At 28.1% G+C, this 13,488-nt stretch carries 11 protein-coding genes and 1 pseudogene; 9 read left to right on the forward strand and 3 right to left on the reverse strand.

The window, feature by feature from the left end; genetic code table 11:
* Window positions 1-115: 115 nt before the first annotated feature.
* The 3 genes from B3630_RS17070 (at window position 116) to ppaX (ending at window position 3,873) form a co-directional block, all read left to right on the forward strand.
* On the forward strand, window positions 116-2,386 hold the full coding sequence (locus B3630_RS17070; protein WP_346900264.1) for a VIT and VWA domain-containing protein: 2,271 nt from the start codon (window positions 116-118) through the stop codon (window positions 2,384-2,386).
* A 119-nt stretch (window positions 2,387-2,505) separates the two neighbouring features.
* On the forward strand, window positions 2,506-3,237 hold the full coding sequence (locus tag B3630_RS17075; protein WP_346900266.1) for a hypothetical protein: 732 nt from the start codon (window positions 2,506-2,508) through the stop codon (window positions 3,235-3,237).
* Between the two features lie 6 nt (window positions 3,238-3,243).
* Complete coding sequence (gene ppaX / locus B3630_RS17080; protein WP_346900268.1) at window positions 3,244-3,873, forward strand: pyrophosphatase PpaX; 630 nt, start codon at window positions 3,244-3,246, stop codon at window positions 3,871-3,873.
* Between the two features lie 203 nt (window positions 3,874-4,076).
* Here the strand turns inward: ppaX and B3630_RS17085 are convergent, their stop codons facing one another.
* Window positions 4,077-5,333 (reverse strand): D-alanyl-D-alanine carboxypeptidase family protein, encoded by a 1,257-nt coding sequence (locus B3630_RS17085; protein WP_346900270.1) that lies wholly within the window; start codon window positions 5,331-5,333, stop codon window positions 4,077-4,079.
* A 174-nt stretch (window positions 5,334-5,507) separates the two neighbouring features.
* On the opposite strand from B3630_RS17085, the gene B3630_RS17090 reads away from it, so the two are divergent.
* Window positions 5,508-6,119: a CoA pyrophosphatase gene (locus tag B3630_RS17090; protein WP_346900272.1), complete on the forward strand. Its 612-nt coding sequence runs from the start codon at window positions 5,508-5,510 to the stop codon at window positions 6,117-6,119.
* Window positions 6,120-7,014: 895 nt separating this feature from the next.
* Window positions 7,015-7,227, forward strand: coding sequence for a hypothetical protein (locus B3630_RS17095; protein ID WP_414633023.1), 213 nt, complete (start codon window positions 7,015-7,017; stop codon window positions 7,225-7,227).
* A gap of 144 nt (window positions 7,228-7,371) precedes the next feature.
* On the opposite strand, the gene B3630_RS17100 is transcribed toward B3630_RS17095, so the two are convergent.
* The gene (locus B3630_RS17100) at window positions 7,372-7,749 is read right to left on the reverse strand and encodes a hypothetical protein (protein ID WP_346900274.1); all 378 of its coding nucleotides are present in this window, start codon (window positions 7,747-7,749) and stop codon (window positions 7,372-7,374) included.
* A gap of 35 nt (window positions 7,750-7,784) precedes the next feature.
* Entirely contained in the window at window positions 7,785-9,263 is a 1,479-nt protein-coding gene (locus B3630_RS17105) for a nicotinate phosphoribosyltransferase (RefSeq protein ID WP_346900276.1), read from the reverse strand.
* Window positions 9,264-9,563: 300 nt separating this feature from the next.
* On the opposite strand from B3630_RS17105, the gene B3630_RS17110 reads away from it, so the two are divergent.
* The 4 genes and pseudogenes from B3630_RS17110 to lepB form a co-directional block, all read left to right on the forward strand.
* A complete protein-coding gene (locus B3630_RS17110) occupies window positions 9,564-11,579 on the forward strand; it encodes an ATP-dependent helicase (RefSeq protein ID WP_346900278.1) in 2,016 nt (671 codons plus the stop codon).
* A gap of 67 nt (window positions 11,580-11,646) precedes the next feature.
* Window positions 11,647-12,030: a hypothetical protein gene (locus B3630_RS17115; RefSeq protein WP_346900280.1), complete on the forward strand. Its 384-nt coding sequence runs from the start codon at window positions 11,647-11,649 to the stop codon at window positions 12,028-12,030.
* 166 nt (window positions 12,031-12,196) lie between these two features.
* Window positions 12,197-12,658, forward strand: a complete 462-nt coding sequence (locus B3630_RS17120) for a GNAT family N-acetyltransferase (RefSeq protein WP_346900282.1) — start codon at window positions 12,197-12,199, stop codon at window positions 12,656-12,658.
* 252 nt (window positions 12,659-12,910) lie between these two features.
* Window positions 12,911-13,165 (forward strand): annotated as a pseudogene (lepB, locus tag B3630_RS17125) (signal peptidase I); the annotation flags it as partial.
* Window positions 13,166-13,488: the final 323 nt, after the last annotated feature.

The following is a 13,488-nucleotide window of genomic DNA, read 5'->3' on the forward strand; positions in this document are numbered from 1 at the left end:
AATTTTTATATGAAACTATATGAATATGGCTAAGTCTCTAGATAATAATTTATCCTTCAGAGGTAGGAAAAACTCCTTCTGAAGGAAAGGTATATAACATAAAAGGAGTGAGGTTATGGAATATGAAAAGTTACAGAACAATATTTCTAAGGGAGAAATATTGTTAAAAAAGGTAGATATAGATGGTAATATTTGTGGAGAGTTTGTTGAATTTACAATTAGCCATGTTTATGAAAATATTGGTGAAGATGATGTAAAAGGAATTTATACCTTCCCTATACCAGATACTGCTGTTATTTCAGGTTTTGAAGCAAATATAGGTGGCAGTGTTATAAAAGGTAAAGTAGAAGATAAAAAAGAAATAGAGAAAATTTATGAAAATATTGGAGAGGATTCAGGAAGTAAACTTATATTAGAAGAACTAAATAACAACTATTTTAAAATGTCAATTGGAACAATTTTAAAAGGTGAAACTGTAGTTATAAAGATCTCTTATATTGAAGAGCTAGTATATGAACATTCCAAGCTTAAGTTAATTATACCTAAGATTGTACTTCCAGAAAATCCATATAATGAAGAACAAAGTCAACAAGAAAACTATAAATTATCTTTAAATCTATTAGTAGAGACCTTTGAAAGTGCTAAATTTTCTTGTAATACTCATAAAATTCAGGTAGAAGAAGAAGAAGAGGATGATGAGAGCAATTTATACAAAATAACCCTTCATGGTGAAGAGCAAATTCTGGATAGTGCTATGACAATTTATTTAGAGGAAAATTCCAGTGAAACAAGTGGAATTATATATGAGAATTATAGCGAAGACAATGGAATTGTTTATTTGAGATTTCTACCTGAAATTGAAGAGGATGTAGAAGAGAAAAATGGAAACTATATATTCCTTATAGACATATCAGAATCCATGGAAGGAGATAAGTTAAAGGAGGCTAAAACTGCTTTACACTTATGTCTTAGAAATTTATATAAAGGTGATACCTTTAACATAGTTGCTATGGGTGACACCCTAAAGCATTTTTCAGAGAGTAGGAGAGTTGAATTTAATGATGAGAATTTAAAGGAAGCGTCTAAATGGATAGATAATTTAGCTTGTGAAAATGATGCTAATATATTTGATGGAATAAAATATGCCTTTTTAAATGAAGATAAAGGAGAAGAAAATACTATCGTTTTATTTACTGATGACGTGGTGGATGATGAAAAAGAGATTCTTGATTATGTAGAAAAAACTTGTGTTGGAAGCAGAATTTTCCCTTTTGGAATAGATGCCTCTGTTAATACTTATTTCATCAATAAAATAGCAAGAATTACCTTTGGAAAAGCAGAATTTATTAATAGAAGTATTAGAATTGAAGATGTAATCTTAAATCAGTTCAATAGAATAAGAGGACTACAAATAACAGATATTGAAATTGATTGGGGTGGAATGAAGGTTGAGAAGACTTACCCTAGAACCATAGAATATATGTATGATGGAGAACCATTTTCAATATTTGCTAAGATAGATGGGGATTTAGAAGGTATTGTTACTCTTAATGGTATGGTTGGAGATAGAAGAATACAACGAAGAATAGTTCTAACTAAATTAGACTTAGAGGTTAATGCAAATTTAATCGAAAAGGTTTGGTATAAGAAAAGAATAGAATCTTTAGAAAATAGAATCGTCTATGAACGTGGAGGAGTTCATGAGGCTATGAAAAATAAGATTATAGAGTTATCTACTGATATTGGAATTATAAGTGATGAAACTTCCTTTGTTTTAATAGAAGAAATCTATGAACCTGTACTGGGGGGAGTTATGAGAAAATTCTTACCAGTTAACATAGATTTCAATAAGGGTGATACAAATATAATTTCTCCGAAGTTCTACTATAGTCAAAGTCTAGATGAATTGAAATTAGAAAATTTAATGGATGAGGGTATAGATAAATCAGAGTTCTTACGTGTGCTAGCAACGCAACAATTAGCAAGTGGTGCCTTTGGTAAATCTGTAGAAGATGATAAAATAGATAAGGTTATATATACTGCTAGGAGTATAGTAGCTTTTACTCTCCATGGGGAAGGGATAGAAATATATAAAAATCTACTAACTAAAGCTGTAGTATATCTTGTGGAAAATTATGAAGAATTTTTAGAGACTGAAGATGTACTAATCTTGACATATGTTGCTCTTAAATCTTTTGCAGATAAGGTAATAGTTAAAGATAATAAAAAGACAAGGCTTTTAAATGCAATAAATTCCTTAGAAAGTCATATTGAAGAATTAAATATTGATATAAGTAAGATTAATGTGGAAATTTTAAGAAGTATAGAAGGTGCAAAAGAAAAAGATCAATTAAGCAGACTTATATATAAATCAATAAAATATTAAGTTAGTCTGTGTTAAAATGCTTTAAATATTAGATAAGCTCTGAGCATGTAATATAATTATAGTGCATGCTCAGCATTTTTTATAGAAAAAATCTATTTAAGGAAGGTATTACATACTTAATGATTGACACTGAAGTTAACAAAAATGATAAAGTGAATATGAGAGATTTTATAAAGAAAGATTTTTGCAGAAGACATAAACCTAATGTGCTAAATTCTCTAGATATTTTGACATTAGAAAACATTTCTAACCTTATAGATATATATGATGGTTATGTATTAAAGGGGTATTTAGTAAATGCTATACCAAAGGGTATTAAGGTATCCTTATCCAATAGGATGACTTCAAGTGGTGGAAAGACTATCTTTTCAAAAAGAGGAAGAGACTGTACCTATGAGATTAGAATAAGTAATAGAGTCATAAAAGAATATATAGAAGATAATAGAAGTAAAGTTGTATGTGGAATAGAAGCTAAGGATGCACTAGAAGCTCTTATGCTCATTTTAGAGCATGAGCTTTGCCATGTGATAGAATTTAGTGAGTATGGAAGCTCTAATTGTAAAGGTGAAATATTTAAGAATCTAGCCTTTAATTTATTTGGACATACAAGTAGTTATCATGAAATATTAAAGAGTAAAGATACCTTCAATAAAAGCATAAATAACTCATTTCTTAAAGGACAAGTTGTTCAATTTAAATACAAAGGTATATTGTATGAAGGAATAATTAGTAATATTAATAAAAGAGCTACAGTGATGGTGAAGGATATAAAGGGTGAATATATAGATAACCATGGATTTAGTTATTCAAAGTGGTACGTACCCCTAAAATTACTTATAAATAAGGAGTAAAAAGATATGATTAAAGCAATACTGTTTGACCTAGATGGTACAATAATAGACACCAATGAATTAATATTAACTTCCTTTAATTATGTATTAAATAATTATTTAGGATTAAATATAGGAAAGGAGGAAATTGTAGAATCCTTTGGCATACCACTTAAAGATGTATTGAGTGAATATGATAAAGAGAGAGCTGATGAATTAGTTGATGAATACATAAGATACTGTCTTAATTGTCATGATAAATACATAAAATCTTATGATCACGTGGAAGATGGACTATTAAAACTAAAAGATAAGGGATTAAAATTAGCAATAGTTACATCTAAAAAAAGAGGAACAGCTTTAAGAGGACTTAATTGTTTTGACTTAGAGAAATATTTTGATGTAATAATTACTCCAGAAGATAGTAGTAAACATAAGCCAGATGGTGAACCAGTGTTAAAGGCCTGTGAAGCCTTTAAGGTTAACCCTAATGAAACTATAATGGTAGGAGATAGCCACAATGATATATTATGCGGAAAGAATGCAGGAGCAAAAACTTGCCTAGTAAATTATACCGCGTTAAATATAGAAAAAATTAAAGTATATAACCCTGATTTTATAATAGATAGAATTGAAGACATTATAAAGTTTATTTAGTATTTTAGGTTTTACCGCAAAATATAATCATAAGTATCATTGTCATAATTGAAAATGATAAAATAAATAGTACAAAATTTATATTTACTTATTACAATATAAAATTAATTAGTAAATATAAAAATATACTGTATATAAAATTACAAATATTTACACAAAAAAAGATTCCCTGTGATTAATATTAACATAGGGAATCTTTAAAACTATCTATATATACGATTTCTTTTTTTTCTGCGTTTTTTGTTTATTTTAGATATTATTAGTATTACTAAAGATCCTATTACTATTAATACTAATAGAGCTAATACATAATATATGATATTACTTTTTATTATATCCATATTGGATAGTCCAGAATATATATCATATTGTTTTTCGTACCCCTTTATATTAACAGTAGCTTTACCAATAGATTTATCTTTACTTAAAGTCCAAATATTTATCTTACCTACTTCAGAATTAAATTCTGGTTCTAAGTCTGTTGGATATAATGAAATATCCTCATGAATAGTAACTGGAACTTTAATTGCTTTTTTAGGTCCTATAAGAGGTAAAATTTTATATTCAATAGTAACTTCTGAAATTTCAGTGTTCTTAGTTTTGAAGACCTCTTTTTCTGCATTGAAGCCATAATTAGCTAGGTTTGTAGTATCTTCAAAAACCTGAGTGTCTACTGGAAAATTATAATCTGAACCTAATACTACTGTTGCTAAAGTATGTCCATTCCTTTGATATAAAGCAGCCAGGCACCTTCCAGACTTTTCTGTATAACCAGTTTTTCCACCAATGTTTCCATCTAAACCTATAAGTTTATTTCTATTTTCAACTATTGATGAAGGTCCATTAGTAGATTTTACTTCAGATTCCTTTTTAGACATAGTTTCTCTAATCCACTCATTACTGTAAACTGCATTTAATAATAGGGATAAATCATATGCTGTAGTATAGTGATCATCAGTGTTATCATCAAGGCCATTAGGTGTTACAAAATTAGTATTAGTCATACCTAAAGCTTTAGCTTTTTCATTCATCATTGTAATGAACTTTTCATTTGTTCCACCAACATTTTCAGCAACCATATAAGCAATATCATTACCTGAATAAAGAAGTAGTATGTCCATCGCATCTTTACTGGTAAATGTATCTCCAGGAGTTACTGGATGAACATTAAGTCCATAAGAATAAGGATCTTCTTCTAAGGCTGCAGCTGGATAAGTAAGTAAATCAGTTTTACTTTTATTTTCAGCTAATAGTAAAGCGGTCATCAGCTTAGTAATACTGGCTGGTTGTTTCTTTTCATCGATATTTTTAGAATAGATTATTTCCTTTGTTTCTAAGTCCATAACAATAGCAGAAGTACCGACGATTTCAAGTTTAGTTTCTGCAATGGCTATAGTTGAGAAAGAAAAGGTAAACACTAAAGTAAAAAATACCCATAATGATAAAATTCTCTTTTTCACAAGTCATCTCTCCAATTTTATATTTTAGAATTAAATAAGTCCTATCTAGTATAACATTTACTGTAATTTTCAACAAGGACAAAGAAAAAATATGTTATTAATAATATGTTATATTTTTATTATCTAATATTGTGGTATGCTATATATAAGACATTTAGAAGGAGCAGTGAACTGATGACAAATATAAATATTGATATAATAAATGATATTTTTAAAGATAGGGAGTCCGCATCTATACAACCTATGAAAAAAGCAGCAGTGATGATTCTTCTACAGGTTATAGAAGACGAGGTTTATATAATTTTTCAAGTTAGGGCTAAAAAATTAAATAGTCAGCCTGGAGATGTTTGTCTACCTGGTGGAAAGGTTGAAGAAGGAGAGTCTTTTAGAGATGCTGCAATAAGAGAAACCATGGAAGAGATGAATATTAAAAAAGAAGATTTTGAAGTTATTGGTGAAATGGATTATTTCTTATCACCATACCACATGATAATGCGTCCCTATATCGCTAAACTTAATACAAGTAATATTAGGTTTAATACAAGTGAAGTTGATCATATATTTAAGGTACCAATAAAATTTTTTATTGATACACAACCATTACTATATAAAATGGATATTGGTCCAATAAATCAAGATGGATTTCCCTTTCATTTAATAAACGGAGGTAAGGATTACAAATTTTCAAAGGGGGTATTAGATGAATACTTTTATAAGTGGAATAATTATGTAATTTGGGGTTTTACAGCTCATATTATAAAATCTTTCATTGATATCATAAAATAGTAATTACATCCATATAAATAAGTAAAGAAAATATTTAACTGCCTTAGGAGGTGTAATATGTATGGTAAATAGAACTTCTGTAAGCATATTAATACAAGATATGATGAATAAACTTGAGGAAATTGGTATTCACAGTATTCTTGTCAAATCTAAGGAAGAAGCTAAAAATTTTATTATGTATCATATAGATATTGGAACTCAGGTAAGAATAGATGATTGTTTAGAGTTAAATGATTTAAACTTAGAAAGAGCTGTCATAGAAAAAGGTGGTACCATATTAAATAATGAAGTAGGGGATTTAGATTTCAAAGAAGGCAAAAAAAGACCTTCAACTATATCCGAACTGGATTTATATGGTTGTAGTCACTTATTGGACGAGTTTACTGAATTTTCTCATTATATCGCCAACAATGAAAATTTGTTAAGTTGTATTTATGGAATAAAAAAAATAGCAATCATTAATATAGGCTTAAATAATAAGAATACTAATGAGCTACTTCCTATATATGAAAAAATAATGAATATTGATAGTGAAAAGATTATTAATCTTAAAAATCATATAGCAAAAAAAGAAGATAATAGTTTGAATATCCATAATACTCAAAGAAATATAGGACATAAAAATATAAACATTGACATAAGTGNNAAATTCAAGATTATTATCATAATTAAAAGGTTCCGAGAGGAACCTTTTTTATATAAATTTTAATAAATATTTTAGCAATGGTAGTACAATTTTATGTTTTTTTAAAATATTATAATTATATTTAAAAAATATTTGAAAATCTTCAAATATAGAAAATTCTACAGTAAATCTACTAAAAATACTTTATTTTGTGAAAATTCTCATTTATAATTTAGGGTATTAAATGTGTATTTATTGGGGGTGTTATGCTTGGTTAAGTGTGATTTTTTATCAACTTACGATGAGTATGTAGAGTGTTCAAAGGACTGTGCCCTTTATAATTGGGCTGAAAATAATAATAAGTGCCCCTTTAAAGAGCTTAGTAGCAAGGGGAGCAAAATAAAAAATCTCTATGATTATGATTCGTATAAGGAGGATAAGTCGTTGTCTATATCTCATTTATACAAAGACAGCTACTTATAATTATATTATTTTTGATATGGATTTTTTATAATATTATATCTATATTAAGCTACAACAAAATTAAACTAATCCATAAGTATGCTATTTAGTATCTTTCAGTAAACATATAAATCTCCTAGCCTAGGCTAGGAGATTTTTTATTAACTATTTTGATTTCATACTACATACTGAACATGATGTGCAATCCTTTGACTTTGATCCGCATCCACCACATCCCTTAGATTTATTAGTAAATGAAGGTGTTGCCTTTAGGTAAAGTGAATCTTTCTTCAGTACAATAACTATTTCATTAAAGTTACTATATAAATCTTCACTATAAGCAATTTTTAATCCTTGTATATCTTCAATAACATTGTAGTTAATGGTATTATCTAAGATTATATCAACCTTAGAATTTTTACAACATCCACCATTTTCAGGTTCTTTTAATGCTATGCAATCATATTCATCATGAAATTCCAGTAGTTTAATAATAAAATCAAAGGCATCATTAGAAATTTTTATTTTAAGTTTCTTATTCAATAGATATCATACCCTTCATAGATAGTATATTAATATTATTCTTCATATATTGAAGAGTATTCGTGTAATAATGATTCTTTTAAATTCCATAAGTTTTTAGATAAGTCTATATAGTATTGATGAGGATTTTGTAATCTTCTTATCTCTGACCATAGACTAGCTTTTTCTTTACTACAAAATTCTCTTATCTCCATTACAGAAGGACTTTCATAAGTACATTTACCTTTATCAAATATTTGTACCATGAGATTTTTTATATTATAATTTTTAATTCTTTTTTTCTTCCAAGTGTAATTAGGGTCAAACAACTGTAAAGGCTTATTATTGTCAAAATTCTCATCATTTAAAGCAATTAAATCTGCAATAGCTTTATTTGTTTTCTTATCATAAACTCTATAAAGAGATTTAAAACCAGGATTTGTTATTTTTTCAACATTTTCACTTATCTTAATTTTAGGGATAATAGCTCCATTTTTTTCAATGGCAACAAGTTTATAAACACCACCAAATACAGGCTCACTTCTTGCAGTGATCAATCTTTCACCAACACCAAAACTATCGATTTTAGCACCATTATCAAGAACAGCTTTAATTATAAATTCATCTAAAGAGTTAGAAATTGTGATTTTTACATCTTCATAGCCAGCTTCATCTAGCATTTTTCTAGTTTCTATAGAAAGATATGCAATATCACCACTATCTATTCTTACAGCCTTAGGTCTTTTACCCATAGGTTTTAAGATTTCATCAAAAACCTTGATAGCATTTGGAATGCCTGATTTTAGAACATTATATGTATCTACTAAAAGTACAGTATTATCAGGATAAGTTTTAGCCCATGCTACAAAAGCTTCATATTCACTATCAAAAAGTTGAATCCAAGAGTGTGCCATAGTTCCAGTTACAGGCACATTGAATAATTCATCTGCCATAGTACAAGCAGTAGCATTACATCCACCGATAATTGCAGCTCTGGCTCCATACAAGGCACCATCATAGCCTTGAGCTCGTCTAGAACCAAACTCCATTACTGGTCTACCACTAGCCGCTTCACAAATTCTTGCAGCTTTAGTAGCAATTAGAGTTTGATGATTTATTGTTAGTAGTATCATAGTTTCTATAAACTGAGCTTCCATAACTGGACCCCTTACAGTTACAAGTGGTTCATTAGGGAATACTGGGGTACCTTCTGGAATAGCCCATACATCACAACTAAACTTAAAGTTAGCTAAATAATTTAAAAATTCTTCACTAAATAAAGCTTTACTTCTTAGATATTCTATATCTTCATCAGTAAATTTAAGATTAGTTAAATATTCAATTAATTGTTGAACTCCTGCCATTATGCAGTAGCCACCACCATCAGGAATTTTCCTAAAAAACATGTCAAAATAAGCTATGGTATCATCTGCTTCAGTATTTAAATAACCATTAGCCATTGTAAGCTCATAAAAATCTACTAACATGGTAAGATTTCTTTGGCTTCTTAGGTCAAGTCTAGTAATTGTATCCATTTTTAGTTCTCCTCACTTATATAAACCATAAACAGAGTTATTTGCTTCAGGGGGAGTTTTTTACTCCCACTGAAGCTTAGAAATCGTTATCCAGTGACGTATCAGCTCTTTACTCCCACTTTAAAGAAGATGAGAGTATTAGAGCTGGTAGTCATCGGATAAAATTTTATAAAATCTCCATAGGTTAACATTTACATCCTATATATCGTACCATAAGAAAACTTTCATTTCTATAGTATATGGACAAATAATATGGTAATATTATTAAATTGAAAGTATGTAAAAGGAAAGATTTATATTATGATAAAAAATAAAAATAACACTTTAAGTAAAGAACAGTTAACAGCCATTAACTGTACAAATGAAAATATAATAGTCAGTGCAGGTCCTGGAAGTGGAAAAACTGTAGTTATTGTAAATAGAGTTTATGAGCTAATAAATCATAAAAACATATCACCTAAAAACATAGTTATAATAACCTTTACCAAGGCAGCAGCAACTAATATGAGAAATAGGTTCCTAGCCATAGATAAAAATAAGGTAAGTCCTTTCTTTGGAACCTTTCATGGACTTTGCTATAAAATACTAAAGTCATATTATGGAGAAATTAATATAATAGAGCCCTTTGAAAGTTATAGAGTAGTAAAAAACTTTTTAACTGCCTATATGGAGGATGTTAGTGAAGATAGAGTTAAGGAATATGTAAATGCCATATCCATCTATAAGTGCAAGGGAGAATATAATAGAGATGGAAATAATCAAATCGATAAAGAGCTTTTAAAAAACTGTGTAAATTTCTATGAATCTCATAAAAAGGAAAAATCCCTCCTTGACTTTGAAGATCTACAGTTAATGTGTAGAGATTTATTTATTAAGAATAGCTCCATATTAAATTCATATCAAAATCAATTTAAACATATATTAGTTGATGAATTTCAAGATAGTGATGATGTGCAAGTGGACATATTAAAGCTTTTAAATAAGGGAAATAACTTATTTGTAGTAGGAGATGAGGATCAATGCATCTATAGTTTTAGAGGCGCTAATCCAACCTATATAGTAAACTTTAAAGATATATTTAAAGAAGGTAAAACCTTATATCTATCTACAAATTATAGGTCAAAGCAGAATATAGTAAGATTATCAATGAAGTCTATAAAAAATAATAAGATTAGAACCTCAAAGGATATCAGAGCCAACAAAACTGATGATGGAATAATAAAGGCTCAAGGGGTTCGTGATGAAACAACTCAAGGTACATATATAAGTGATTATATTCTCAAGGTAAAGGAAAGTGAAGACAATAACTTTAATAACTTTGCAGTACTTTATAGAACGAATATAGAAAGTAGAAGTATAATTGATAGTTTTATTAGAAAGAAAATTCCCTTTACCTTGCTAGATAGACAATATAATTTTTTCTCTCACTTCATATGCCAAGACATATTAGCTTATCTAAAGTTAAGCATATATCCTCTAAACATGGATAGCTTTACTAGAATAATAAATAAACCCTATAGGTATATAAGTAAAAATAGTATAGAAGAAGTTAAAAAGAGCAATAGCTTAGGCAGTATCTTTACTAAATTAAAAAACTTAGATAGCACCCCAGTATTCCAACTAAAAATATTAGATAAACTCGAAAGGGATATTTCTAACTTAAATAGAATTTCATTACCTTCTGCTGTAGAATTTATTATAGGAGACTTAATGTATCATAAACATCTAGTCGAATATGCACAGAAATATAAATTTTCCATAGAAGATTTAGAAAATGTGTTAAATGAGTTTAAAGAAAGCGTTAAAGGATTTAAAACTATTAAAGACTTCTTAGAACATGTAAATACTGTAGAAGAGGAAACAAAGAAAGCTAGCTCTAGAAATAAGGATAAAAATGAAGGCGTAATTCTTAGTACTATTCACGGCGTTAAAGGAATGGAATTTGATACGGTATTTATGATTAACACAGTAGATGGAGCTATTCCCTATAAAAATAATGATATAGAGGAAGAGAGAAGATTATTCTATGTAGGAGTTACTAGAGCTATTAACAACTTAATATTTCTTTTCCCTCAATTTATAAGAGGTGAAAAGAAAAATAAATCTCAATTTCTATGTGAGTGCCAGTTAGAAGAAGAGATACTAGAAAGAGTTAAATTTAAGATTGGAACAACTGTAACTCATAAATTCTATGGAACAGGAACTATAACAGCCTTAGAAGAAAGTAATATCTCTATTAAATTCTCTGATTTGGAGAGAAAATTTGACTTTGATGTCCTGATTGCTAATGGTCTTATAGAGGTTTTTGAGGAATAGTTCATCCTTTTCTAATGTACTAAGGGTAGATGAGAAGATATATTAGGAAATATGAATAGATATAAAATTGGATAGCAATAATGACTTTGAACCGTGGAAACTTATTGAAGAAGGTAAAAAGAAAAAGCTTGAATTAGGCAAGTTGCATGATAAAGGATATGATGGTGAGGGTATTGGGATAGCTATGATAAATGCTACCTTGATTGTTGACCATGTGGAAATAAAAGATAATGTGAAATTTTATAAAGCTTTTAGTAGTGAAAAAGACATAGCAGAAATGCATGGAGTAGCAATGGCTTCTATCGCAGTTGGAAGAAATATAGGTGTTGCTCCAAACGCTGACCTTTACTTTATTGCTGATGATTTTTATAATGTTGAACAAAAGAAAGTAGATTTCATAAAAATTGCAGATGATATTCTAAATACTATTGAAGTATATGGATTATTGTAAAGTGTAGGTCAAAGAGAAGGTACTCTTAAGAGTACTCTAGTGTCTATAAGTTAAAGTATAGTTTTAAACTTTTCTATTTTTTCTACTTTTTATACTTTTTCCAAGATATATATAATATAGTATAATTTAAAATGTAAGTTCAATTTAAAAGTGGAGGGAATTTAATATGGAGAAAATAATAATTGTTGAATATGAAGAAAAATACCATGATGATTTAAAGAGGCTCTCTTATGAATGGCTTGAAAAGTATGAATTATTAGAGCGGGAAGATGAGAAGATTTTAAATAATCCTAAGGAAATCGTACTAGATAAAGGTGGTTTTATATTTTTTTCTAAACACGGTGAAGAAATAGTAGGAACTATGTCTCTAATAAGAGTTGATGATAATACTTTCGAATTGGCAAAACTCGCTGTTACTGAAAAATATCAAGGATTAAATATAGGAAAAATATTAATGGAAAAATGTCTTTATATTGCAAAACAAAAAAATGCTAAAAGAATAATTCTTTTTTCAAATCATAAATTAACTTCAGCCATAGGGTTATATAAGAAATTTGGTTTTATAGAAACCCCTTTTCTAGGCAGTAAGTATCTAGAATCAGATTTAAGAATGGAATTAAAACTATAACTACTTCAACTTTAAGTACTCCACTATTTGTAATTCCATCTATCAAACTCATAATTTTATGTATTTTTGTATAGGTTATCGTAAATACAATTAAACAAAGTAATAATTAAATATATAGAAATTAAAGTTTTACCATTTGTTAATCCTTAATTTTTATATTAAACCTACTGGAGACATATTAATCTATTGATGATGATTGTACTATTAAGGAGTGATATATCATATTAAAAAAGATTATAAGGATTACCTAATGAAATAATTAAGATTAAGAATAGTGATGTATATATAAATGGTGAACTACTTGAAGAACCTTATTTAGATGATAGTGTAAAAACATATCCTGATATGACTATTAAAATACCTAGTGATTCTATATTTGTCATGGGAGACAATAGAGAAAATAGTTTAGATAACAGAAGTATTGGAGCTATTAAAATAGATGATATTATGGGTAAGAGTGTTTATAGATTTAATTTAAAGAAAATGATATTTAATGACTTAAATTAAAACTTTTTAAAAACTTAATACACCCCAAAGCCTGACTATGAGTACAACTATTTAACTAGTTAAATAGTTCTATAGTTTAATATTAATATAGGTATATATATATAATGTTACATATATTCATAGATATAGACTATAGTAAGGATTACAAATTAAATGGCATATATTGTGGAGAATGACCCATGATATTTTACTCAGCTGAAACATATTTTACTATAATATTGAAAGGAAAGCTTTTCTGTTATATAATGGTTTGAAGTACAATATAGTCAAGACTTCTCTTAAATAGACTTCAAGTCTATTATTTTTTTGTATATTTGTATATA

It is taken from the genome of Clostridium sp. UBA7503 (assembly GCF_002477055.1).
GTDB classification, from domain to species: domain Bacteria; phylum Bacillota; class Clostridia; order Clostridiales; family Clostridiaceae; genus Clostridium_J; species Clostridium_J sulfidigenes.

Coding starts and splice junctions, on each gene's coding strand:
- B3630_RS17105 (WP_346900276.1), bottom strand. CDS start 9,263: ATGGATACAATTACTAGACTTGACCTAAGAAGCCAAAGAAATCTTACC.
- B3630_RS17120 (WP_346900282.1), top strand. CDS start 12,197: ATGGAGAAAATAATAATTGTTGAATATGAAGAAAAATACCATGATGAT.
- B3630_RS17075 (WP_346900266.1), top strand. CDS start 2,506: ATGATTGACACTGAAGTTAACAAAAATGATAAAGTGAATATGAGAGAT.
- B3630_RS17110 (WP_346900278.1), top strand. CDS start 9,564: ATGATAAAAAATAAAAATAACACTTTAAGTAAAGAACAGTTAACAGCC.
- B3630_RS17070 (WP_346900264.1), top strand. CDS start 116: ATGGAATATGAAAAGTTACAGAACAATATTTCTAAGGGAGAAATATTG.
- ppaX (WP_346900268.1), top strand. CDS start 3,244: ATGATTAAAGCAATACTGTTTGACCTAGATGGTACAATAATAGACACC.
- B3630_RS17090 (WP_346900272.1), top strand. CDS start 5,508: ATGACAAATATAAATATTGATATAATAAATGATATTTTTAAAGATAGG.